The 21,653-nt window shown below is 62.6% G+C and carries 24 protein-coding genes; 11 read left to right on the top strand and 13 right to left on the bottom strand.

The features are described from left to right. Window positions 1-4 precede the first annotated feature (4 nt). Together B2V90_RS14940 and B2V90_RS14935 are read right to left on the bottom strand one after the other, a co-directional pair. A complete protein-coding gene (locus tag B2V90_RS14940; protein WP_293922031.1) occupies window positions 5-325 on the bottom strand; it encodes a hypothetical protein in 321 nt (106 codons plus the stop codon). Between the two features lie 41 nt (window positions 326-366). Beyond that, window positions 367-807, bottom strand: coding sequence for a host attachment family protein (locus tag B2V90_RS14935; protein ID WP_009821354.1), 441 nt, complete (start codon window positions 805-807; stop codon window positions 367-369). A 93-nt stretch (window positions 808-900) separates the two neighbouring features. Between B2V90_RS14935 and serS the strand changes: the two genes are divergently transcribed. The 4 genes from serS to rimO all read left to right on the top strand — a co-directional run bounded on the left by serS (window position 901) and on the right by rimO (window position 5,787). Beyond that, window positions 901-2,178, top strand: a complete 1,278-nt coding sequence (serS, locus tag B2V90_RS14930; RefSeq protein ID WP_228220359.1) for a serine--tRNA ligase — start codon at window positions 901-903, stop codon at window positions 2,176-2,178. Window positions 2,179-2,262: 84 nt separating this feature from the next. Then, window positions 2,263-3,318 carry a M23 family metallopeptidase gene (locus tag B2V90_RS14925; RefSeq protein WP_228220360.1) on the top strand — a complete coding sequence of 352 codons (1,056 nt, stop codon included), beginning with the start codon at window positions 2,263-2,265 and terminating at the stop codon, window positions 3,316-3,318. Further along, complete coding sequence (locus B2V90_RS14920; RefSeq protein WP_228226283.1) at window positions 3,315-4,373, top strand: potassium channel family protein; 1,059 nt, start codon at window positions 3,315-3,317, stop codon at window positions 4,371-4,373. Before B2V90_RS14925 ends, B2V90_RS14920 begins: the two co-directional genes overlap by 4 nt. 34 nt (window positions 4,374-4,407) lie before the next feature. Continuing rightward, window positions 4,408-5,787 (top strand): 30S ribosomal protein S12 methylthiotransferase RimO, encoded by a 1,380-nt coding sequence (rimO, locus tag B2V90_RS14915; protein WP_228220362.1) that lies wholly within the window; start codon window positions 4,408-4,410, stop codon window positions 5,785-5,787. Between the two features lie 37 nt (window positions 5,788-5,824). Here the strand turns inward: rimO and B2V90_RS14910 are convergent, their stop codons facing one another. Both B2V90_RS14910 and B2V90_RS14905 read right to left on the bottom strand, forming a co-directional pair. Then, window positions 5,825-6,643, bottom strand: a complete 819-nt coding sequence (locus B2V90_RS14910; RefSeq protein WP_228220363.1) for a PdaC/SigV domain-containing protein — start codon at window positions 6,641-6,643, stop codon at window positions 5,825-5,827. Further along, window positions 6,643-6,849: a hypothetical protein gene (locus tag B2V90_RS14905; protein ID WP_009821348.1), complete on the bottom strand. Its 207-nt coding sequence runs from the start codon at window positions 6,847-6,849 to the stop codon at window positions 6,643-6,645. The genes B2V90_RS14910 and B2V90_RS14905 overlap by 1 nt, the downstream gene beginning before the upstream one ends. 141 nt (window positions 6,850-6,990) lie before the next feature. Here B2V90_RS14905 and B2V90_RS14900 point away from each other — a divergent pair, with 141 nt between their 5' ends. Genes B2V90_RS14900 through argC form a run of 4 tightly spaced genes read left to right on the top strand, consistent with a single transcriptional unit; the run spans window position 6,991 to window position 10,664 of the window. Next, on the top strand, window positions 6,991-8,388 hold the full coding sequence (locus tag B2V90_RS14900) for a leucyl aminopeptidase family protein (RefSeq protein WP_228220364.1): 1,398 nt from the start codon (window positions 6,991-6,993) through the stop codon (window positions 8,386-8,388). A 59-nt stretch (window positions 8,389-8,447) separates the two neighbouring features. Continuing rightward, window positions 8,448-8,855 (top strand): MarR family transcriptional regulator, encoded by a 408-nt coding sequence (locus B2V90_RS14895; RefSeq protein ID WP_009821346.1) that lies wholly within the window; start codon window positions 8,448-8,450, stop codon window positions 8,853-8,855. Further along, complete coding sequence (locus B2V90_RS14890) at window positions 8,815-9,723, top strand: C40 family peptidase (RefSeq protein WP_228220365.1); 909 nt, start codon at window positions 8,815-8,817, stop codon at window positions 9,721-9,723. The genes B2V90_RS14895 and B2V90_RS14890 overlap by 41 nt, the downstream gene beginning before the upstream one ends. Beyond that, the gene (gene argC / locus B2V90_RS14885; protein ID WP_228220366.1) at window positions 9,720-10,664 is read left to right on the top strand and encodes an N-acetyl-gamma-glutamyl-phosphate reductase; all 945 of its coding nucleotides are present in this window, start codon (window positions 9,720-9,722) and stop codon (window positions 10,662-10,664) included. The genes B2V90_RS14890 and argC overlap by 4 nt, the downstream gene beginning before the upstream one ends. A 7-nt stretch (window positions 10,665-10,671) precedes the next feature. Here argC and B2V90_RS14880 read toward each other — a convergent pair whose 3' ends face one another. Next, a complete protein-coding gene (locus B2V90_RS14880) occupies window positions 10,672-10,881 on the bottom strand; it encodes a hypothetical protein (RefSeq protein WP_228220367.1) in 210 nt (69 codons plus the stop codon). Between the two features lie 215 nt (window positions 10,882-11,096). Here B2V90_RS14880 and B2V90_RS14875 point away from each other — a divergent pair, with 215 nt between their 5' ends. After that, a complete protein-coding gene (locus tag B2V90_RS14875) occupies window positions 11,097-11,270 on the top strand; it encodes a hypothetical protein (RefSeq protein ID WP_009821342.1) in 174 nt (57 codons plus the stop codon). A 60-nt stretch (window positions 11,271-11,330) separates the two neighbouring features. Then, a complete protein-coding gene (locus B2V90_RS14870; protein ID WP_228220368.1) occupies window positions 11,331-12,656 on the top strand; it encodes a PQQ-dependent sugar dehydrogenase in 1,326 nt (441 codons plus the stop codon). A gap of 16 nt (window positions 12,657-12,672) precedes the next feature. Here B2V90_RS14870 and B2V90_RS14865 read toward each other — a convergent pair whose 3' ends face one another. Beyond that, entirely contained in the window at window positions 12,673-13,491 is an 819-nt protein-coding gene (locus B2V90_RS14865; RefSeq protein WP_228220369.1) for an ATP-binding protein, read from the bottom strand. A gap of 114 nt (window positions 13,492-13,605) precedes the next feature. On the opposite strand from B2V90_RS14865, the gene B2V90_RS14860 reads away from it, so the two are divergent. Continuing rightward, window positions 13,606-14,562 carry an L-threonylcarbamoyladenylate synthase gene (locus tag B2V90_RS14860; RefSeq protein ID WP_228220370.1) on the top strand — a complete coding sequence of 319 codons (957 nt, stop codon included), beginning with the start codon at window positions 13,606-13,608 and terminating at the stop codon, window positions 14,560-14,562. 24 nt (window positions 14,563-14,586) lie between these two features. Here the strand turns inward: B2V90_RS14860 and B2V90_RS14855 are convergent, their stop codons facing one another. The 7 genes from B2V90_RS14855 to B2V90_RS14825 all read right to left on the bottom strand — a co-directional run bounded on the left by B2V90_RS14855 (window position 14,587) and on the right by B2V90_RS14825 (window position 21,566). Further along, window positions 14,587-14,850, bottom strand: a complete 264-nt coding sequence (locus tag B2V90_RS14855) for a hypothetical protein (protein ID WP_009821338.1) — start codon at window positions 14,848-14,850, stop codon at window positions 14,587-14,589. A gap of 123 nt (window positions 14,851-14,973) precedes the next feature. After that, window positions 14,974-15,507, bottom strand: a complete 534-nt coding sequence (gene msrA, locus B2V90_RS14850; protein WP_228220371.1) for a peptide-methionine (S)-S-oxide reductase MsrA — start codon at window positions 15,505-15,507, stop codon at window positions 14,974-14,976. Window positions 15,508-15,551: 44 nt separating this feature from the next. Next, window positions 15,552-17,258, bottom strand: a complete 1,707-nt coding sequence (locus B2V90_RS14845; protein ID WP_228220372.1) for a long-chain-fatty-acid--CoA ligase — start codon at window positions 17,256-17,258, stop codon at window positions 15,552-15,554. Between the two features lie 137 nt (window positions 17,259-17,395). Continuing rightward, window positions 17,396-18,079 carry a DUF1013 domain-containing protein gene (locus tag B2V90_RS14840; RefSeq protein ID WP_228220556.1) on the bottom strand — a complete coding sequence of 228 codons (684 nt, stop codon included), beginning with the start codon at window positions 18,077-18,079 and terminating at the stop codon, window positions 17,396-17,398. Between the two features lie 127 nt (window positions 18,080-18,206). Next, a complete protein-coding gene (locus B2V90_RS14835; protein ID WP_293922010.1) occupies window positions 18,207-19,235 on the bottom strand; it encodes a glycosyltransferase family 4 protein in 1,029 nt (342 codons plus the stop codon). Between the two features lie 11 nt (window positions 19,236-19,246). After that, entirely contained in the window at window positions 19,247-20,122 is an 876-nt protein-coding gene (locus B2V90_RS14830; protein ID WP_228220374.1) for a UDP-2,3-diacylglucosamine diphosphatase, read from the bottom strand. A gap of 112 nt (window positions 20,123-20,234) precedes the next feature. Continuing rightward, a complete protein-coding gene (locus B2V90_RS14825) occupies window positions 20,235-21,566 on the bottom strand; it encodes a DEAD/DEAH box helicase (protein ID WP_228220375.1) in 1,332 nt (443 codons plus the stop codon). Between the last annotated feature and the right edge of the window lie 87 nt (window positions 21,567-21,653).

Genomic DNA, 21,653 nt, shown 5'->3' with positions numbered 1-21,653 from the left:
CCGATCACCCTGGTTCGACCGGAGGATCGTCCGGCAGCAGTTCGTCGTCCTCGTCGGGCTCTTCCGGTTCGTCGTCGAGCAGTTCGTCCAGCTTCGGCAGCACCGGCAGTTCATCGACTTCGTCATCGACGAGCAGTTCGTCATCGACAAGTTCTTCAACGAGCAGTTCGACGGGCGGATCGAGCACAAGCACGGGCGGCACGGACGTACCCGCGCCGCCTATGGTTCTGCTGTTCGGCGCAGCAGCCGTGGCGCTGGTGGCGCGCCGACGTTTCGCTGAACGCAAGGCGCAGGCGGCAGCCTGATCCGTTCCCCTCAGGGGCATGTAGGGGGTGGCTCCGGGGGGCCACCCCTTTTTTTGCGGCTTCAGCTTGCCGAGATGACCTTTTCGATTTCCGGCACGGGGTGATTCGTCAGATCCTTGGCAATTTCGCCGACGATCCGGTCCTGCACCTCCTTATGCAAATGCTTGCGCATTTCGCCCAATGCCGTTGGCGGGGCGACGATGATCAGCTTTTCAAATTCCTGCGCAAGAGCGCGACGCTTCAGCATATCGGCGGCATCGGCCGCGAAGCGCGCCTCCTCCAGATCATGGAAGTTCACTTCATCCATGGCGCTGCGATGGCTGCCGACCGAATTGTGCGATCGACCCGGCGCATCGGTTGCCTGATCACGGTCGGCGGGATTGTCCTGCTCCTTAACGGTCTCCGCCTCCAGATTGGGATAGGCCGCATCGCCCTTGTTCCGGAAGAACAACATCTTGCGACCATCGGCCACCAGCACCATCGTATCATGTTCGATCTGCATCGCCTGTCTCCTTTGTTCTTGGCTGACGCTAAGCTAACGGATGACGGGCCGTGGGGTTGCGCCACGGGCTGGGCAGCGGCATAGGCTTGCGCCATGCACGACATCCGCTTCATCCGCGAAAACCCCGCCGCTTTCGACGCCGCGCTTGGCCGCAGGGGCCTGTCCCCCATGTCCGCCGACATCATCACGCTCGACGAGAAAAGCCGCGCGCTCAAGACGGAATGGCAGCAGGCGCAGGCGCGTCGCAACGAAGCGAGCAAGGCGATCGGGCAAGCCATGGCCGCAAAGGACAGTGCAACGGCCGATGCGCTAAAGGCCGAAGTCGCAGAGTTGAAGGATCGCATGCCTGCGCTGGAGGGTGAGGAGCGCGCGGCTGGCGAGCAACTGACGGCGCTACTCTCCGCCATCCCCAATTTGCCGGCGCAGGACGTGCCCGATGGCACAGACGAGGTCGATAATGTCGAGGTGGCCCGTTGGGGCACGCCGCGCGCCTTTGCCTTTCCGCCGCAGGATCATGCCGATTTCGGTCCCGCACTCGGCCTTGATTTCGAAGGAGGCGCCGCCTTGTCGGGCGCGCGCTTCACGGCGCTTCGCGGACAGATGGCGCGGCTTCATCGCGCGCTCGCCCAGTTCATGCTGGATCAGCAGACGGTGGCGAATGGCTATGAGGAAACGATCGTCCCGCTGCTCGTCAAGGATGCGGCGCTGTTCGGAACGGGCCAGTTGCCAAAATTTGCCGAAGACCTGTTCAAGACCACGGATGGTCGGTGGCTTATTCCCACCGCCGAGGTGTCGCTCACCAATCTGGTTGCGGACCAGATCGTGCCGGAAGAGCGCCTGCCGCTGCGCCTGACGGCTTTGACGCCCTGCTTCCGGTCCGAAGCCGGATCGGCCGGCCGGGATACGCGCGGCTTCATTCGCCAGCACCAGTTCGAAAAGGTGGAACTGGTGACGATTTGCCGGCCCGAAGAGTCGGAGGCCGAACATGAACGCATGGTCGCCGCCGCGGAGGGCATTCTCCAGGCGCTCGCCCTGCCCTATCGCAAGATGCTGTTGTGCACGGGGGACATGGGGTTTGGCGCACGCAAGACCTATGATCTTGAGGTTTGGCTGCCCAGCCAGGACACTTATCGGGAAATCAGTTCGGTCTCCAATTGCGGTGACTTCCAGGCGCGGCGCATGAACGCGCGTATGCGGCCGGACGGCGGCAAGCAGACGGTGTTCCTGCATACATTGAACGGCTCGGGCCTTGCCGTTGGGCGCACACTGGTCGCGGTACTGGAAAATTGTCAACAAGCCGACGGCAGCGTCGTCATCCCTGACGCGCTGGCACCCTATATGGGCGGGGTCACGAAGCTGGAGCCGCGGTAAGAGCAGCACTTCCTGTCCTCCCGCGTGAATATCTGCGCTGCTTGAGGGCTGGCAAGCGCGCTCTGATGCGATACACAGACATAGATGCCTGTTTCCTCCCGTCCGCTCCTTTGCGCCATCGGCCCGCTGTTGCTCACAGGCTGCATCCCGCAGCGGGCCGAGCGGGATGCCGCGGCCATTGCTGTGCCGACGCCGCCGCCCGATCTTGGCGCCGACGCAACCACGGTGCGATTGGCTGAACCAGAGCCGGTCTGGACCGCGCAGCAAGTCGTCGCCAATGCCCGGACTGTCCCCGCTTCCAACTATGTCGTGCGCGCGGGGGACACGTTGCGTGGCGTCGGCAATCGCACCGGGGCTGGATCGGAAATCATCGCCAAGGCCAATGGGCTGTCGCCGCCCTATGCCCTGCGGGTCAGGCAGACACTCCGCATACCCGGCGGCCGCTATCACCTCGTCGCTGAAGGCGAAACAGGCATCGCGATCGCCGCCGCCTACGCCGTTCCCTGGCGCCGCATCGTGGAAGCGAACGGGCTGGAGGAGCCCTATGTCCTGCGGCGCGGCCAACGTCTGTTGCTGCCTGATGCTCCGACGGGCGATGCCCGATCGCTGGAGCAGCGGGCAGCCGCGTTCCGCATCGACATTGACGATGTATTGACCGGCGGCCAGCCGGCCGCGCGGGACAACGCGCCAGTGGTCGCAGCTTCCACCAAGCCCAGGCCGCTGCCATCCAATGCGCCGATTGCCCAGCCATCCGGTTTTGCCGGCAGCTTTGCATGGCCCCTGCACGGAACCATCCTTTCCCGGTTCGGGCCGGGCCAGAGCGGATCGAAGAATAATGGCATCGACATCGCTGCCCCTGTTGGCACGCCCATCCGCGCATCGGCCGACGGTGTCGTCGCCTATGCCGGCGACAAGGTCGCGGTGTTTGGCGGCCTCGTCCTGATCAATCACGGCAGCGGCTGGGTCAGCGCCTATGGCCATGCCAGCCGGGTCGATGTGGTCCGCGGGCAGAAAGTGTCCAAGGGACAGGTGATTGGGCTGACCGGCGACACCGGCTATGCCAGCAAGCCCAAATTGCATTTCGAACTGCGCAAGGACCGCGCGCCAGTCGATCCCCTCGGCAAGTTGCCCCCAGCATGAGGATCGACAAGGCAAACGCCCCCTCGGCCATGGCGGGCTTTCTGCGGCGCAGATCGTCAATGCCGATGTGGATGGACCTGACTTGGCGCGTCCTGTTGCTGTTCGGGCTGATCTCGCTGGTTTTGCTCCTCCACTGGATCGGGCGAGACGGGCTGAAGGATAATCTCGACAATCAGATCAGCTTCATTGATGTCCTGTATTTCACGACGGTCACGGTCACGACCGTTGGCTATGGCGACATTGTCCCGATCACACCCGAAGCCCGCCTGTTCGAAGCCCTGTTTGTTACGCCAATCCGGCTCTTTGTCTGGCTGATTTTCCTTGGCACGGCCTATAATCTCTTTCTCCGCAACATTTTTTACAGGTGGCGCATGGCACGCATCCAGGCCGATCTGCACAATCACATCATCGTCACAGGCTTTGGCACCAGCGGGCAGGAGGCGGTGCATGAACTGCTGGCGCGCGGCACCGATCCTCGCGAAATCGTCGTCATCGATGGCAGCGAAAAGGCGCTGGAGCTGGCCGAAGCCCATGGGTGCAACGTGCTGTGCGGCGATTCGACCCGCGACAAGACGCTGAAGGATGTCGCCATCCATCGGGCGCGTAGCATGATCGTGTCTGCGGGGCGCGATGATACGTCGATCCTGATCACCCTGACGGCCCGCCATCTGGCCCCTCGCCTGCCAATCAGCATCGTCGTGCGGAACGAGGATAATGAAGTGCCCGCGCGGCAGGCCGGCGCGACGACGGTCATCAACCCTGTAAGCTTTGCCGGGCTGCTGCTGGCCGGCAGCACAACCGGCGAGCATATTGCCGATTATATGGCGGATCTGGCCGCGTCCGGGGGCCGGGTAAAATTGATCGAACGGGCGGTGCTGCCGGAGGAAATCGGCCAGCCGCTGTCCGCCATCCGCACCGGCCTTGGCCTGCGGGTCTATCGGGGCAAGCGCCCCATCGGTTTCTGGGAGGAGGATTCCCGGCGGTTGCAGACCGGCGATGTCATCATTGAAATCGCCGAGGGCGACGGACATGGGAACGCCCTGCCGCCTGTCTGAGTCGTTTTCCGTGACATTGGCCGCAAAAATCCCTATGTGCGCGCCGATCATGGCAACCAAAATCCCAGACGCGCCGAAGATCGGCATGGTGTCGCTCGGCTGTCCCAAAAATCTGGTCGATTCCGAGCGTATCCTGACCAAATTGCGATCCGACGGCTATCAGATGTCCGCTGACTATGCGGGCGCGGACGTCGTGCTCGTCAACACTTGCGGTTTTCTCGACTCGGCCAAGGAAGAGTCGCTCGAAGCCATCGGCGAAGCGATTGCGGAAAATGGCCGCGTCATCGTGACCGGCTGCATGGGTGACGAAGCAGAGGTCATCCGCGCGAAATTCCCGCAGGTGCTGGCCGTCACGGGCGCGCATCAATATGAGCAGGTCGTCAATGCTGTGCATGACGCCTCCCCGCCCATCCCCAATGCCTTTGTCGATCTGGTGCCCGAAGGGGGCCTCAAGCTCACACCGCGTCACTACAGCTATTTGAAGATCAGCGAAGGATGCAATCACCGCTGTTCCTTCTGCATCATTCCCTCAATTCGCGGCGACCTGGTAAGCCGGCGTATCGATGCGGTGCTGCGCGAAGCGGAAAAGCTGGTCGCGGCGGGCACGAAGGAATTGCTGGTCATCAGCCAGGACACATCGGCCTATGGCGTCGATACCCGCCATGATGTGCGGCAATGGAAGGGCCGCGATGTCCGGGCGCACATGACCGATCTTGCTCGAGAACTGGGCCAGTTGCGCACGGCGGAGGGGCGCGCACCATGGGTGCGGCTCCACTATGTCTACCCCTATCCGCATGTCGATCAGGTCATCCCCCTGATGGCGGACAGCCTACTGACGCCTTATCTGGACATCCCCTTCCAACATGCCGCCCCCAATGTGCTCAAGGCGATGAAGCGGCCGGCCAACGAAGCCAAGGTGCTTGATCGCATCCGCAAGTGGCGCGGCATCTGCCCGGACATCGCGATCCGCTCTTCCTTCGTGGTCGGTTTCCCCGGCGAGACGGAGGCGGATTTCCAATATCTGCTCGACTGGCTGGATGAAGCGCAACTTGACCGTGTCGGCGCGTTCCGGTTCGAACCGGTGGAGGGCGCGGCGGCCAACGCTCTGCCCGATGCCGTGCCCGAAGAGGTCAAGGAAGAACGCTACCAGCGGATCATGGAAAGGACGGCGGGCATCAGCGCCGCCAAATTGCAGGCTAAGGTCGGCCGCATTCTGCCCGTCATCATCGATGAAGTCGGCGAACCCGACGAGGATGGCAGCATCGGCGCGACGGCACGCAGCCAGGCGGATGCGCCGGAAATCGACGGTAATGTATTCCTACGCGATGTCGGCGAGGGACATCGCGCCGGGGACATTGTCGATATCGTGGTGGAGGATGCCGACGACCATGATCTCTACGGCGTTCCCGCCTGAAACACAGACGGTTCCGCCAAAGCCTTGGCCCCGATGATCAGGGCGTCAGAAAGGCGTCCTGATACTCGGTCTTGATCGCCTTGCGCATCGCGGCATCCACCGGAAGCGTCACTTCATACGTCCCCTCGGCATAAGGACCGGCGCTATAGGGACCGATGATCACGGTCATGCTGTCGATCAGCTTACTGTCCTTGGAGGCTGGCACCAGAACCTGATCCAGCGGATCGATGCATTTGGTGAAATCATCGTCACCAGCAACGACCGGTTCGCCCCGTTTCTCCGCGCGCTGCTTGTCCAGTTCGGCACAAAAGCGATCGCGAATGGCGGCGGCAAAAGCAGTGGGCGACGTCATCAGCGCCTTGACGCTGGTTTCTCGCTGGCGCTCTTTATCCCATAGAACGGTGTCATATCCCGTCATGCCATGGGCGCCACCGGTATAGACATAGGTCTGCGAGCGGAGCGACAGGAAACGCGGCGTATCGGCCGCGACCGTCCATTCTGTTTCAAGACTGTGAGGCCGAAACGGATAACCCGCCTTTTTCGCCGACTCACTATCTTCCCGCGCCATCTTGAGGGCGTCGGCCTTGCCTGCCTCCATCGCTTTGCGAAACTTGTCGACCAGCGCCGGAATCGCCGCTGCCTCAGCGGGATAGGCATAGGCGAATTCCAGAAATTCGGTCTTGTCGCTTTGCGAAAAGGGGGCGGCAGGGGATGAAGGCGGCCGGCTCACACCCGCCATATGATTGGCAAATTGCGTGGCGCCTGCGTTTGAAACCGAATTGCCGGCGGTTTCATCTGCTGTTGGCGAGCAAGCTGCCAAAAGCACCGCAACCGCCATCACCCCGCCGCCGCGCATCAGTGCGCCTGCGCCTGGGCGGCCCGGCAGCGCTCGCCGACTGCCTGGCGTGCATAGTCGCTTTCCAGCGCGCGACCGGCATTCGACCAGCCTTCGGCGATCAGCGCCTGCTGAACCGCATTGCCATTGTCAAAACGGCCGGTTTCAGCGAGCGCATAGGCCCTGGCGCGCGCCGCCTGCAAACTGCGGTCATCTCCGTGTGTCATTGTCCATCTCCTTGTTTCTTCTTTCATTCCTTCTAGGCCGATTGGCCGAGGGAGGCAAAGACGGAATGGGTCGGCCGTGCCACGCGCGCGATGGGAAATTGCCTCTTCCCCTCCTCCTGATCTTTCCCTTACATCGGCGGCATGATCGACTTTTCCGACCTGCTCAAAACAGACAACCGACAGCCCGCGCACATGATCCAATTGCTGGATCCCGACAGCTACGACGCGTGGAACAGCGGACAATCCGCCTCGACTCGGCACATGCTCTCAGCGCAGAAGTTTCGCGGCAAGATTGGCGATCATGCGCTGTTGTGGGGCGGGGATCAGCATGATTGGTCGGTCGTCACGGTCGTGCCGGATCGGGGAAAAATGGGCCCCTGGTGCCTCGCCAAATTGGCGGAGGCCTTGCCGGAGGGGCAGTATCGGCTCGTCGATGGTCGGGCGGGTGACGCGGCGCTTGGCTGGCTGATGGCGCAATATCGGTTCGACCGCTATCGGCAGGACGACAATTCAACGGGTCCCAAGGTCCTTCTGACCCAAGACGTCGCCCGTATTGAACCGACCCTGCATCTGGCCCGTGCAACCGCGCTGGTGCGGGACATGGTCAATGTTCCGGCTGCCGACATGGGGCCGCCTGATCTGGAGCAGGCGGTGGAACGCGTCGCGCAACCATTCGGCGCCCGCGTCACCACCACCCGCGGGGATGCACTGGAGCAGGGCTTTCCCATGATCCATGCCGTGGGCAAGGCCGCCGACCGCAGCTTTGCGCCGCGATTGATAGAATTGGAATGGGGCGAGCCGGCCCACCCTCGCCTCGCTCTGGTAGGCAAGGGCATCTGTTTCGACAGCGGCGGCCTCGACATCAAGCCATCATCGGGCATGCGCCTGATGAAGAAGGACATGGGCGGGGCGGCCCACGCGCTTGCGCTTGCACAATTGATCATGGCGAACCGTCTGCCGGTCCGGCTGCATCTTCTGATCGCCGCGGCCGAAAACGCCATTGGCGCGAACGCCTTTCGCCCGGGCGACATCCTACGCAGCCGCAAGGGGCTGACCGTCGAAATCGGCAATACCGATGCCGAAGGCCGCCTTGTGCTGGGGGACGCACTGACTCGCGCCGGCGAAGACAGGCCGGACCTGGTGATCGATTTCGCCACGCTGACGGGTGCTGCGCGTGTCGCGGTCGGCCCCGATCTGCCCGCCTTATTCTGCAACAACGATGATCTTGCGGGGCAAGCAATCGCCCATGGCACCGACGTCGACGACCCGCTGTGGCGGTTGCCGCTGTGGGATCCCTATGCCGATATGCTCAAATCCGACGTGGCCGACATCAACAATGCCGGTGATGGCGGCTTTGCCGGCGCGATCACCGCAGCCTTGTTCCTGAAACGCTTCGTTCCGGACAACACACCCTGGCTCCATCTCGATACATTCGCCTGGCGTCCGTCCGCCAAACCCGGCCGCCCCAAGGGTGGCGAAGCGTTGGGGATGCGCGCCATATTCAGATTGCTTCAGGATCGCTACCGCCCCGAACGATGATGCATTTACAAAGGCCTATCCGTTACGCAACCGGATTGGCCATCGCGCGTTAAGCGGGCATGAACGCCCTTTCAGCCAGTCAGTCCTCCGCCGAGACCAACCGCCCGGGCATCCCGTTGCTGCGTCAGTGGATGTCGACGCTGGTCGATTATGTGCGCTCGGGCAAACCCGACCTCACCAATCGCCAAATGGCCCTGATGATGACGGTGTATATCAGCTCGGGGCCGCATACCGTCCGGGGCCTTGCCGAAACGCTGCATGTCTCAAAGCCGGTGATCACGCGCGCGCTCAACAAATTATCGGCGCTCGGCTATCTGCGGCGTGAGCGCGATGTTGCCGACCGTCGCAATATTTTCATCACCCGAACGCCCAAAGGCGCGGAATTTCTTGACGCCTTTCACCTTTTCATCGCAGGAACCGCGCGCGATGAACGGATGGACAACCCCGCTGCGGAACGCTCCGCCTGAAAGAACCCGGTTCAAACTGCAAGGCCGTTCGGCCGCGCTGGACCGGCGCGTTCATGCGGCGCGTGGCGACCTGGCCGATCTTTCGCTAGCAGGAACGCTCTTTTCCGCTCATTATGCGCGGGCGGTTGCATTGACATGCGTTGCGCCCGGCACCCCCATATTGGCCGCGGCATCGCCAACGGCCGAAGCGATCAGCGAACTGCTGCGTGGCGAAGTCTTCCACGCGCTGGACGTAACCACGGACTGGGCTTGGGGTTTTTGCGGGCATGACGGCTATGTCGGCTATATCCGGCGCGATGCGCTGGATGTTGAGGAACAGCCCACCCATCGGGTAACGGCATTGACCGCGCCCCTGTTCAGCGCGCCCGACATCAAATCGCCGATCGCGGACTATTGGCCGCTTGGGGCCAGGTTTACGGGCGAGCATTGTGGTGACTTCATCGCCTGCGGGGATGGGTTTGTGCATCTGCGCCATGCCGCGCCTTTAACCGAGTCGACCGCCGATTGGGTTTCGTTGGCCGAACGGCACCTGGGCAAGCCCTATGTCTGGGGCGGACGCGGGCATCGCGGCATTGACTGCTCCGGCCTGGTCCAGGTGGCGCTCGGCCGAGCAGGACTCAGCGTGCCGCGCGATACCGACCTGCAAAGCGAAGGGATCGGCACGCCCATCGAAAGCGACGCAGGGCTGAAACGTGGCGACCTCATCTTCTTTCCCGGCCATGTCGGCATCATGACGGACGGCGCTACTCTATTGCATGCGAACGCGCACTGGATGGCCGTGGTGAAGGAACCTCTGGTCGACGTCGTCGCCCGGCTGGCGGCGGACCATCTCAGTCCGATCATCGCGCGGCGCAGGGTAAGCTTATGACCACGAATGTCTTCATCGATGGCGGGCATGGGACGACCGGGATCGAAATCGCCGAAAGGCTCGCGGGCCGGCAGGAACTCTCGCTCATCGCGCTCGATCTGGAGGATCGCAGGAATGCGGTCGCCCGGCGCGACGCGCTGAATGCTGCGGACATCGTGATCCTGTGCCTGCCCGACGACGCCGCGCGCGAGGCGGTGGCGCTGATCGACAATGATCATACGCGCGTGATCGACGCATCGACCGCGCATCGCGTGGCCGACGGATGGACCTATGGATTTCCGGAATTGGAGCCGGGACATCGGGACCGCCTGGCCGCAAGCCGCCGCGTCGCCAACCCGGGTTGCTGGCCCACGGGTTTCCTTGCGCTGGTGCGCCCGCTGGTGCTCGCCGGGCTCATTCCAGCTGACTGGCCGGTCACAGTGTCCGGCGCATCGGGCTATTCGGGCGGCGGCAAGGCGATGATTGCGGACTATGAGGGCGACGCCGCGCAGCCCAGCGCCTTCCGCCCCTATGGCCTTAGCCTCGGGCACAAGCATGTGCCGGAAATGACCCGCTATTCCGGATTGACGCACCCGCCCCTCTTCGCGCCTGCGGTGGCCAATGCCTATCGCGGCATGATCGTGGAAGTGCCATTGCAACTGCGCGCCATGCCGGGCACGCCATCGCTGGCCGACATTCACGACGCGCTGGCGTCGGCCTATGGGCAGTCGCCGATCGTCACCGTCGCCGCGCTGGAGGACAGCGCGGCCATGTCCGGCGTGCCGCTGGAATATGTGGGCGCGACCGATCGACTGGCATTGTTCCTGTTCGGCAACCCGGACACCGGCCAGGCCCGGCTGGTGGCCGCGCTTGACAATCTGGGCAAGGGCGCGGCCGGCGCGGCCGTGCAGAATCTCAATATCCTTGCCGGATTGCCCGAGACCGCTGGGCTGCGCCTTTAAGCCATCGTCAGTGGACGGTACCGGCCGGCTGATCAATTGCCAGCAAAAGGATGAGCCGTTCTATCTGCCGCCAGTGACAGAAATGGATATGGTTGCCCTGGTCCAGGCTTCGACCGGCACGGGCGGCCGCTTCATAGCCAGCATTGGCGCCAAATCGGCTGATCAGATCGGCCGCGTCGTCAACGCTTTTGCGGCCGGACAGATATGGCAATTGCATGGTGCGCCCCCGCTCCCCCTTTTGATATCCATCGGCCGACCCAAGAAACATGCCATCCAGGCGGATCAACGAAAACGCTGGGAGACTATGATGAAGACGCGTTTAGGCATATCCCGTTTCGGGACGAATATCCCGCTTCGGGATCGTTCGACCCATTTTGGACAGGGTCGCAAAGGCGCTGGCTTCAATCAGATTAGCATGGCAAGGACAGCGCCATGAAGGATCGTCGTTCCAATCCGACCGGTTCCGGCGCGATCATCGCGCTGCTGATTCTCGCCGGCACGATCGGCGGCGGCCTGTTGGGTCAGCCGACGATCGGGTTGCTAAGCGGTTTGGCGCTGGGTATCATTATCGCCTTGCTGATCTATCTGGGCGAACGCGGCAAATAAGCGCCGTTGCAACGGGGCAATAACCTTGCCCGACACCCGATCGGCGCATAGATGTGGCGCATGAACAAGCATCTCATTGCCCTCCCCCTCGTCGCCCTCGCGCTCGTTGGCGGTGGATTTCTCTATCTGGCCCAGGGCGACACAGCCCGATTGCCGGCAGGCGCCGATACGGGCCGGGAACCGGTTTTCACCAGCCCTCGCAGCGAGATGATCCCGACGGTGAATATTGCCGAGGTCAAGCCGTGGAAGGCCGGCGAGAAACCCGTTGCCGCCAAGGGATTGGCGGTCGACCGGTTTGCCGAGGGCCTGGCGCATCCGCGATCCCTGCTGCGGCTGCCCAATGGCGACATCTTGGTCGCCGAAACCAACAGCCCGCCGCGCCCCAAGGACGGCATCGTCCAGCGGGTCATGAACTACTTGATGGACAAGGCGGGTGCTGGCGTTCCTTCGGCCAACCGTATTACCCTGCTGCGCGACACCGACAAGGACGGCAGGGCCGATACCAAGACGGCATTTCTGACGGGCCTGAACTCGCCCTACGGAATGGCTTTGATCGGCGACACGCTTTACGTTGCCAATACCGATGCGCTGATGGCCTTCCCGTACAAGGAAGGCGACACGAAGATCAGCGCCGCCGGGCGCAAGATCATCGACCTGCCCGCCCAATCGCCCAACCAGCATTGGACCAAGAGCATGGTCGCATCGCCCGACGGGCTGCTGTACATCGGCGTCGGGTCGAACAGCAATATCGGCGAAAATGGGCTGGAGCGCGAGCGCAACCGCGCGGTGGTGTTCGAAGTGAACCCCAGGAACGGGTATAAGCGCGTCTTTGCGTCCGGTCTGCGCAACCCTGTCGGCCTTGCCTTCGAACCCAAGAGCGGGGCGCTATGGGGCGTTGTCAATGAGCGCGACATGCTGGGCGCGGACCTTGTCCCCGATTATCTGACGCGGATCGAATTTGGCGCCTTCTACGGCTGGCCCTGGAATTATTGGGGCGGGTATGAGGATCGCCGTGTCCAGCCGCAGCGCCCGGAAATTCGCGAATATACCAAGCGCCCCGATTATGCGCTGGGCAACCATGTCGCGCCGCTCGGTCTGGCTTTTGCCGACAAGGTGAAACTCGGCGCGCCCTTTACCGACGGCGCGTTCGTCGGCCTGCATGGCAGCTGGAACCGCAAGCCGGCCGCTGGCTACAAGGTGGTGTTCGTCGGCTTCAATGACGGAGAGGCCGGCAGGACGAAGCCGGTCGATGTGCTGACCGGGTTCCTGGACGAGGATGGCGACGCCCATGGCCGCCCTGTCGATGTGACGGCGGATGCGCAGGGCGCCCTATTGGTCAGCGATGATGTCGGCGGGATCGTCTGGCGCGTTGCGAAGGCCAAGTGAGTGATAGGGCTGGCGATCAGATCGTCAGTCCGTTCCGCCCGGCCAGTTCGACCACATATTGCCAGGCGACGCGGCCCGACCGACTGCCGCGCTGGGTCGCCCATTGAATGGCCTCCAGCCGGTCGACGGTCAGCCCCAGCGTTTGCGCATAGCCGTTGACGATCGCGACATAAGCGTCCTGATCGATTGCGTGAAAGCCGAGACTGAGGCCGAAGCGATCCGACAGCGCCATCTTGTCATCGATCACATCGCGCGGATTGATCGGATCATCCTGCTCGGTCAGGTGGCGCGGCACGATGTGACGGCGATTAGACGTAACGTAAAGTCGCACATTGGCCGGACGCGCCGCTGTGCCGCCCTGCAGCAGCGACCGCAGGGCGCGGGCGTCGCCAGCGCCCTGCTCGTCAAAACCCAGATCATCAAGGAACAGCACGAAGGGACGGTCGCTGCCCCGCAGCAGTGCGAACAGCGACGGCAGGCTGGCCAGCTGGTCAATGGCGCATTGTATCAGCGCGATATCCCGACCGCCCTGCTGCAACTTGCCGACGACAGCGGCCACCGCCGCAGACTTGCCCGTGCCGCGCGCGCCCCACAGCAGCACGTCATGCGCAGCATAGCCGTCCGCCAGGCGAGCGCTGTTGGCCAGGAGCGCTTCCTTCTGCGCATCGATCCCTGTCAGCAAATCATAATCGACAGGTGCGAAATCCTGAACCGGATGGACGGCATGCCCATCCCAGATATAGGCCGGCGCGGCGGCCAGATCAGCGCAAGAGGCCGTCGGCGGCGCCAGTCGCTCCAGTGCTTCAGCAATGCGGGTTAAAAGAGCGTCGTTCATCGGGCGGCCTTAGATCATTTCCATAGTGAAGGGGAAGCGATGTGGTGCCCCATGTCATTGTGCTGACGCAATGGCCTTTTACTCGGTCATTCAGGGGTCTATAGCGTGGGGGCCGTGACCATCGCAAATCCAGTCTATTCCACACGATCCTGCCGCTATGGCGCTGAATCGCTCAGGGAAGCGGCGCTGTTGATCCGCGCGGGCGAGCCGGTCGCGGTGCCGACCGAGACAGTATATGGCTTGGCGGCTGACGCGACCGACAATAACGCCGTGGCCGCAATCTACAGCGCCAAAGGCCGGCCGAGTTTCAATCCGCTGATCGTGCATGTCGCGCATATGGACATGGCGCGCTCACTGGCTCATCTGTCGACCACGGCGGAAACGCTGGCCGCGCAATTCTGGCCTGGACCGCTGACCATGGTGCTGCCGGTACGAGCAGATAGCGGGTTGTCGCATTTGGTGACGGCCGGATTGCCGACCGTCGCGTTGCGCTTGCCCGCCCATCCCGCGATGCGTGCGCTGATCCGCGAAAGCGGCCGCCCCCTGGCCGCGCCTTCGGCCAATCGCAGCGGATCGATCAGCCCGACGCGCGCCGAGCATGTGCTGGCCAGCCTGAATGGCAAGGTGCGCATGGTGCTGGACGAAGGGCCGACCAGCGAGGGGCTGGAATCGACCATCGCCGCCCCGGAAACGGACCGGATACGATTATTGCGACCCGGCCCCGTGACGGCCGCGATGCTGGGCAAGGCCATCGGACTTCCCGTCGTCGTCGGACTGGCGGATGCTGCGATCGAAGCGCCTGGCCAGTTGGAAAGCCATTATGCGCCCGCCAAGGCCGTCCGCCTGGAAGCCCTTCGGGCGGAGGCGGACGAATATCTGATCGGATTTGGCCTGATGCCGTGCCACATCAACCTCAGCCCCGAAGCCAATCTGCGCGAAGCGGGCGCGAACTTGTTTGCGGCATTACATATCGCCGACGCGAGCACCGCTGCACGGATCGCCGTGGCCCCGATCCCCCCGGAAGGCATTGGCGTGGCGATCAATGATCGGCTGAAACGCGCGGCGGCATAATCGACCTGCGATCAGGGCGCCGCATCAGTCGCAGCGTTCATAGCCCGCCTTGCGACATTGTTTGCGACGCGCCTTTTCGGCCTTTTTCGCCTCCCGGCCTTCGCGCGCTTCCTTCTCGCGCATCTTGCGGCCATAATTGCGGTCCGCCTCATCCTGGCTAGTGGTTGCCCAGTCGGCAACCTGCGAGCCCGCCCTGACTGGCGCGGTAACGACGCTGGCCACCGTGCGGACGCATCCGGTCAGTCCCAGTAGCAGCAATGGCCCCGCCAATATCATTGCCTTGTTCATCGGTCCGTCCCCGCCAGTTGCTGATGTGCGCGTGTCGTCCATAGAGGATATGCCCGACAGACGCCACCGGAAGGGCGGCGCCGTCGTCACGACAGAATATACACACAGCAAATAAGCGAACGATCAGCCGTCCAGACGCTCCCCAAATCCTTTGCGCAACTTGGCCAGCTTGGGCGGTATGACCGCCATGCAATAGGGATTCTGGTCCCCGACCCTATCCCAATAGTTCTGATGATAGTCCTCGGCGGGATACCAAGGCGCCTGCGGCTCTATGGCCGTCACGACCGGTGCGGACTGATCGGCCTGCGCCCGCTCGATACCGGCGCGTGCTTCCTGCTCCTGTTCGGCGGAATGCGGAAAGATCGCCGACCGATATTGCGTGCCGATGTCATTGCCCTGACGGTTGAGCGTCGTGGGATCATGGGTGGCGAAAAATATGTCGAGCAAATCGCCATAGGAAATGACGTCGGGATCGAAGGTGATGCGGATGGCTTCGGCATGGCCCGTGTTGCCCGAACAAACCTGCTCATAGGTCGGATTGGGCATCGTGCCGCCGATATAGCCGCTTTCGACCGTCTTCACGCCTTTCAAATTCTGGTACACCGCTTCGGTGCACCAAAAGCATCCGCCGGCCAGCGTTGCGACTTCTTCCGCCATTTCGTCATTCCTCAAATCTCTATGAGGCAATCAGATAGGAAGGATCAGGCCGTGGTTCCAGCCTCCAGCGCGGCCGCCTGCGCCTTTGCCCGCTCCTCGGCCACCAGTTCCTTGCGTGACAGCTTGCCGACCAGGGTCTTGGGAAGGTTCAAGCGGACCTCAACATCGCAGACACGCTCATGCTTGCCCAGTTGTGGGTTCACCCACTCCTTGAGCGCAGGGCCGTCAATCTCATGCCCATCGTTCAGGGTCACGAACGCTTTGGGCTGCTCGCCGCGATAATGGTCAGGAACGCCGATCACCAGCGCCTCCTTCACCGCAGGATGATGGTAGAGCACGGATTCGACCTGGCTGGGGAACACCTTGAACCCGCCGACAGCGATCATGTCCTTCAACCTGTCGACGATCTTCACATAGCCATCTTCGTCAATGATGCCGACATCGCCCGTGCGGATATATTCCCCGACAAAGACCTTCGCGTCAGCGTCCGGCCGGTTCCAATAGCCCTTCATGATCTGCGGCCCCGCGAACAGAAGTTCGCCCGGCTCGCCTTCGGGCGGCGGCCGCGTGGGATCTTCGCGATCCACCAGCTTCACGCGGGTTGCGGGAACAGGCTGCCCCACCGTGCCGCTCTTGTTGAGCCCCTCATAAGGGTTGGTGCAGACGATCGGGCTGGTTTCGGTCAGCCCATAGCCTTCGATCAGATGTGCGCCAGTCGCCGCCTCGAATTTCTGCTTGAGCTCCAGAGGCAGCGGCGCACCGCCCGAAATACAGGCGCGCAGTGACGAGAAATCGATATTGCGGATCGCGGGATGATCCAGCAGCGCCTGAAACATCGTCGGCACGCCCGGCAGGGACGTTGCCTTAACGCGCTGAACGGCGGCCAGCACCTGCGCCGCGTCGAAGCGGGGCAACATCACCATTTCGCCGCCATTCACCACCGTGCGGTTGAGCGTACAGGTGTTAGCAAACACATGGAAAAACGGCAGGACCGCGATGATGCGATCGGGTTCATGCTGGTGCGGGTCGATCGCCTGTGCCTGACGCGCATTGGCTGTCAGATTCTGGTGCGTCAGCATCGCGCCCTTGGGCGTGCCGGTCGTACCGCCGGTATATTGCAGCAGGGCGACGTCGTTGACGGGATCGATCTGGGCGACCGCGCAATCGCCCTTGTTGGTCATGAACCGGTCATAGCGGATGATCCGCGGATCATCGGGGATCGCCACGCTTTCGCTGGCCTTGAACCAGCGGAACAGCAAGGATTTGACCGGCGGCAGCATCTCGGCCACCGATCCCACGATCAGCGTTTCGAGCGTGCTATGTTCCAGCACCTCCATCGCGGTTGGCAGCAACGCCTTGGCAGACAGGGTAAAGAGGATTTTCGTGCCGCTGTCTTCGACCTGATGCTCCAGTTCGGCGGCGGTATAGAGGGGGGAGAAATTGACGACGATGGCGCCCGCCATCAGCGCGCCATAATAGGCCGCGACATAATGGGGGGTGTTGGGCAGATAAAGGCCGACCCGATCGCCCTTCTGCACGCCCATGGCCTGTAGCCCACAGGCCACGCGGCGGATCTGGTCGTACATTTCGCCATAGCTGAATTTGCGCCCCATGAAATCGACCATATGGGCGGTTGGATGCGCCAGCGCGCTGTCCGTCACCATCTGCCCCATCGACATCGGCGGAAAGGTCTGATCCCACTGCGCGGGATGGCGATACTTGTCCTTCAGGATCTTTTCGATGCTCTCCATGCCCTGGAGTGTATGGCGCGCCCGCGCTTTACGCAAGCGTCAACCAATGAAAAAGGGCTGCGTCCCGTGCGGACGCAGCCCTTGAGAAACGTCTGATTTCCAGCGCCAGCCTCATAAGAGCCGCTGACGCTACGGCATCAGACCTCGCCCTTGTTGCTGCTGAAAGGATCGATGATCGTCGCGGCGCTGGAAATGAAGCCGGACTCGCTCTTGAGGGCATCTTCGGCACGACGCACGGCATCTTCTCGCTCGCGCCGCAGTTCCTCGATCAGCGCCTCGCGGTCGCCGTCCAGGCGCGAATCGGTCGGCGCCTCGATACCAGCCTTCTTCGCCGCCCGCACCACCAGCGCATCCAGTTCGCGCTGCGAACACAGACCCAGCGTCACTGGATCCTTCGGCGTGATGTTGCTGATGTTCCAATGGGTCCGGTCGCGGATGGCGGCAATGGTGGTGCGGGTCGTGCCGATCAGCTTGCCGATCGCGCCATCCGAAATTTCGGGATGGTTGCGCAAAATCCATGCGATGCCGTCGGGCTTGTCCTGCCGCTTGCTGACCGGCGTATAGCGCGGCCCCTTGGTCCGGCGCACGGGTTCGGGCCCTTTCAGCATCTTGAGCTTATAGTCCGGGTTCGCTTCACCCTTATGGATTTCGTCCATGGTGATTTCGTGCGCGCGGACGGGATCGCGCCCGGTATATTTGATGCTGGCGGTGTCATCGGCGATCGCCTGCACTTCAAGGATATGCAGCCCGCAAAATTCCGCGATCTGGTCAAAGCTCAGCGCGGTATTGTCGACCAGCCAGCTGGCGGTCGCATGGGGCATGAGAGGCTGGGACACGGGACTTCTCCGGCACGTAAAAACGATAAGGGCCGCCCAAGCAGGGCGGCCACGACAGAGCAGGGATAGTCCATCCCGCCGGTTCCGGCAAGATAATCCGGCATGTGATGCGTCAGGCGGCGCTTTCGATGACGTCCGGGTCGATCGCGTGGAGCCCTGAGAGAAACTCGCGGGCACTGCGATCCCAGCTGAAACTGCGCCCATAGGCCGCACACGCCGCCCGATCCCGCTGCAAGGCACCAGCGATGGCCTCGCTCAGATCGTCGGACAGGGCGCCGGTTTCCGGCGTTACGATGTCGACAGGCCCTGTCACGGGAAAAGCCGCCACGGGCGTTCCGCAAGCCAGCGCTTCTATCATTACCAGGCCGAATGTGTCGGTACGGCTGGGGAAGACGAACACGTCCGCGCCGCCATAAGCACCCGCCAGATCCGCGCCGAACAGGGACCCCAGAAAGCGCGCTTGAGGCCAGGCTCGTTCCAAGGCGGCGCGCGCGGGACCGTCGCCGACCACGACCTTGGTGCCCGGATGGTCGGCGGCGAGGAAAGCCTCGAGATTCTTTTCCACCGCGACCCGACCGACATAGAGCATGATCGGCCGCGGCAAATCAGCGAATTGCGCCAGTGGCGCAGCGTCGGGCGTGAAGGCGGTCAGGTCGACGCCCCTGCCCCATGGTCGCACATTGGCGATGCCATGAGCACGCAATTGCTCGCGGACCGATCGCGTCGAAACCAGGACCGCCTGCGCGGGGCCGTGGAACCAGCGAATGTAACGCCAGAACCAGGCTGCCGGCAGCCCCGTGCGCTGCGACACATAATCGGGAAAATGCGTATGATAGGCGGTCGTGAAGGGCACGCCGCTGCGCAGGCACCAACGGCGCGCAGCCACGCACAACGGGCCTTCGGTCGCCAGATGCACCGCATCAGGGCGGAACGCAGCGATGTCCTGGCCGACGACGCCCGAGCGCACCAGAGCCAGACGAATCTCCGGATAGGTCGGGCACGGGATCGAGCCGTAGAGGTCAGGCGAGATCACCTTGACCGGATGCCCCATCCGCGTCAGTTCGCCCTCAATCGTCTGAAGCGTCCGCACGACGCCGTTGACTTGCGGCGACCAGGCATCCGTGACGATCGCGATCCGCACCGGCTCCTCCGTCAAGCGGCAAGCCGGGAGGAATGGCGCCCCACCTCCTTGGCAGTTCGGGCGGCAATCTCGTCCGCCCAGTGCAACACTTCCATTCGACCGTCAAAATGCTCGACAAGCGCGGTGCAGCCTTCGACCCAATCGCCGTCGTTATAATATTCCACGCCAGCAATCTCGCGCATTTCGGCGTTGTGGATATGTCCGCACACCACACCATCCACCCCGCGGGTCGCTGCTTCGTGCGCGACGACGTCCTCGAACTTGGAAATGAATTCGACGGCATTCTTGACCTTGTGCTTGGCCATCTTGCTGAGCGACCAGTAGGGAAGCCCCATGCGCTGCCGCACTGCGTTCACCACGACATTCAGCCGCATCATCAAGGTATAGGCCGCGTCCCCGACGAAGGCGAGCCAGCGATGCGCCAGCATGATTGTGTCGAATTCATCGCCGTGCAGCACCAGCAGCTTGCGGCCATCAGCGGTGACGTGGATCGCCTTGCGCCGGATTTCCACGCCGCCGAAATTCATCCCCGTAAACTGACGGAACATTTCATCGTGATTGCCGGGAATATAGACGACGCGCGTACCGCGCTTGGCGCGCTTCATAATGCGCCAGACCACGTCATTATGCGCCTGCGGCCAATAAAAGCGCTTCTTGAGCCGCCAGCCGTCGATGATATCGCCGACCAGGTAGATGGTTTCGCTGTCGACGCTGTCGAGGAAGTCGATCAGCATCGTCGCATTACAGCCTCGCGTGCCCAAGTGGATATCGGAAATCCAGATGGTGCGATAACGGCGGCGTTCCCCTTCCCGTTCAGGGATGTGGAATGGATCGTCGCCCCCCTGTTCCAGATCGCCAAGGAAGGGCAAGCGCGTGATGGCGTTCATGATACGGTCCCCGGAAACTCTGTCCTTGGGAGCGAATCCATAGCGCCATATTATTACAAGTCCGCACCGAATATGACGGAAATACTACTGTTCGGCCGGCTTTACGCAACGATCAATGGTCAAACCCGACCGAAAGGAATTCGGGAACCGGGCCGTTCCAACCCTCGTCCGGGCCATCTTCGGGCATCTTGGACTGGCGCTGGCCGCTCGCGGGCGCTTTGCGCTCTTCGCGTCGTTGATCCTTCCGCTGTTCGTCCAGACGTTCGGCCCGACGCGTCCTGGTTGGGGCCGGCTTGCCCTCAGCCTTGGGTTCCGCGTCCGTCGTCTCGCCGGCAAAGTCGGCATAGTCGATCTTCGTGCCGATCAGCTTTTGAATATTGTCGATCGCTTCGGCGTCGTCCTTGGTGACGAAAGTATAGGCCACCCCCTTGGCGCCCGCGCGGCCGGTGCGACCGATGCGGTGGACATAATCGTCCGGATGCCAGGGCGCATCGAAATTGAACACATGGCTCACGCCCTTGATGTCAAGGCCCCGTGCTGCGACGTCCGATGCGACCAGAATATTGACCGTGCCATCGCGGAACCGCTCCAACTCGGCGATACGCGACGCCTGATCGATGTCGCCATGGATTTCGCCAGACTTGTATCCGTCGCGTTGCAGGCTCTTGTTGAGTTCGCGCACGGTCGTCTTGCGGTTGCAGAAGATGACGGCGCTCTGCACCTGCTGTCCGTCCAGCAACGCCCGCAGCGCTTCGCGCTTCTTGCGCGCATCCACCTTGACCAAATGCTGCGCGATATTGGTCGACGCGGTCGCCGGGCGGGCGACCTCGATCGACTTGGGATTGCTGAGGAAGCGGTCGGCCAGTTTCTTGATCACCGGCGGCATGGTCGCGGAGAAGAGCAGCGTTTGCCGCTGCGCCGGCAATTTGGTGCAGATATGCTCGATGTCGGGAATGAACCCCATGTCGAGCATCCGGTCCGCTTCGTCGATCACCAGCATGTTGCAGCCGTTGAGCAGGATTTTGCCCCGCTCGAACAAATCCATCAGCCGGCCCGGTGTGGCGATCAGCACATCGACGCCCTTTTCCAGCGCCTTGACCTGATCGCCCATCTGCACGCCGCCGATCAGCAACGCCATCGAAAGCTTGTGATATTTTCCGTATTTCTCGAAATTCTCGGCCACCTGCGCGGCAAGCTCGCGCGTCGGCTCCAATATCAGGCTGCGCGGCATCAGTGCGCGGGCGCGGCCATGCGCCAAGATGTCGATCATCGGCAGCACGAAACTGGCGGTCTTGCCCGTACCAGTTTGAGCGATGCCGATAATGTCCTTCATCATCAACACCGACGGAATCGCCTGCGCCTGAATGGGTGTAGGCGTGTCGTAACCGGATTCGGTAACGGCCCTCAATAATTCATCGGAAAGGCCGAGATCGGCAAAAGTCATTCAAAGGTCCGGGACAGGAGGAAAATGCGCGCTACGCGTCCGCAGCACGGAAATCGGCCGCGCATTGCGGAAATATCGCGCCCATGT

The organism is Sphingobium sp. UBA5915, from assembly GCF_002431195.1.
In the GTDB taxonomy this organism is placed as follows: Bacteria; Pseudomonadota; Alphaproteobacteria; order Sphingomonadales; family Sphingomonadaceae; genus Sphingobium; species Sphingobium soli.
Note: the sequence above shows the minus strand (reverse complement) of the source record. Positions and strands in the feature narration are given on the sequence as shown.

What these genes read in the sequence shown, in the direction of transcription:
- B2V90_RS14830 (WP_228220374.1), bottom strand. Translation starts at nt 20,122, where the DNA reads ATGAACGCCATCACGCGCTTGCCCTTCCTTGGCGATCTGGAACAGGGG.
- B2V90_RS14880 (WP_228220367.1), bottom strand. Translation starts at nt 10,881, where the DNA reads ATGCAATTGCCATATCTGTCCGGCCGCAAAAGCGTTGACGACGCGGCC.
- argC (WP_228220366.1), top strand. Translation starts at nt 9,720, where the DNA reads ATGACCACGAATGTCTTCATCGATGGCGGGCATGGGACGACCGGGATC.
- msrA (WP_228220371.1), bottom strand. Translation starts at nt 15,507, where the DNA reads ATGGCGGAAGAAGTCGCAACGCTGGCCGGCGGATGCTTTTGGTGCACC.
- rimO (WP_228220362.1), top strand. Translation starts at nt 4,408, where the DNA reads ATGTGCGCGCCGATCATGGCAACCAAAATCCCAGACGCGCCGAAGATC.
- B2V90_RS14825 (WP_228220375.1), bottom strand. Translation starts at nt 21,566, where the DNA reads ATGACTTTTGCCGATCTCGGCCTTTCCGATGAATTATTGAGGGCCGTT.
- B2V90_RS14920 (WP_228226283.1), top strand. Translation starts at nt 3,315, where the DNA reads ATGAGGATCGACAAGGCAAACGCCCCCTCGGCCATGGCGGGCTTTCTG.
- B2V90_RS14855 (WP_009821338.1), bottom strand. Translation starts at nt 14,850, where the DNA reads ATGAACAAGGCAATGATATTGGCGGGGCCATTGCTGCTACTGGGACTG.
- B2V90_RS14875 (WP_009821342.1), top strand. Translation starts at nt 11,097, where the DNA reads ATGAAGGATCGTCGTTCCAATCCGACCGGTTCCGGCGCGATCATCGCG.
- B2V90_RS14935 (WP_009821354.1), bottom strand. Translation starts at nt 807, where the DNA reads ATGCAGATCGAACATGATACGATGGTGCTGGTGGCCGATGGTCGCAAG.
- B2V90_RS14845 (WP_228220372.1), bottom strand. Translation starts at nt 17,258, where the DNA reads ATGGAGAGCATCGAAAAGATCCTGAAGGACAAGTATCGCCATCCCGCG.
- B2V90_RS14940 (WP_293922031.1), bottom strand. Translation starts at nt 325, where the DNA reads ATGCCCCTGAGGGGAACGGATCAGGCTGCCGCCTGCGCCTTGCGTTCA.
- B2V90_RS14865 (WP_228220369.1), bottom strand. Translation starts at nt 13,491, where the DNA reads ATGAACGACGCTCTTTTAACCCGCATTGCTGAAGCACTGGAGCGACTG.
- B2V90_RS14840 (WP_228220556.1), bottom strand. Translation starts at nt 18,079, where the DNA reads ATGCCCCATGCGACCGCCAGCTGGCTGGTCGACAATACCGCGCTGAGC.
- serS (WP_228220359.1), top strand. Translation starts at nt 901, where the DNA reads ATGCACGACATCCGCTTCATCCGCGAAAACCCCGCCGCTTTCGACGCC.
- B2V90_RS14870 (WP_228220368.1), top strand. Translation starts at nt 11,331, where the DNA reads ATGAACAAGCATCTCATTGCCCTCCCCCTCGTCGCCCTCGCGCTCGTT.
- B2V90_RS14910 (WP_228220363.1), bottom strand. Translation starts at nt 6,643, where the DNA reads ATGCGCGGCGGCGGGGTGATGGCGGTTGCGGTGCTTTTGGCAGCTTGC.
- B2V90_RS14900 (WP_228220364.1), top strand. Translation starts at nt 6,991, where the DNA reads ATGATCGACTTTTCCGACCTGCTCAAAACAGACAACCGACAGCCCGCG.
- B2V90_RS14895 (WP_009821346.1), top strand. Translation starts at nt 8,448, where the DNA reads ATGAACGCCCTTTCAGCCAGTCAGTCCTCCGCCGAGACCAACCGCCCG.
- B2V90_RS14890 (WP_228220365.1), top strand. Translation starts at nt 8,815, where the DNA reads ATGAACGGATGGACAACCCCGCTGCGGAACGCTCCGCCTGAAAGAACC.
- B2V90_RS14905 (WP_009821348.1), bottom strand. Translation starts at nt 6,849, where the DNA reads ATGACACACGGAGATGACCGCAGTTTGCAGGCGGCGCGCGCCAGGGCC.
- B2V90_RS14925 (WP_228220360.1), top strand. Translation starts at nt 2,263, where the DNA reads ATGCCTGTTTCCTCCCGTCCGCTCCTTTGCGCCATCGGCCCGCTGTTG.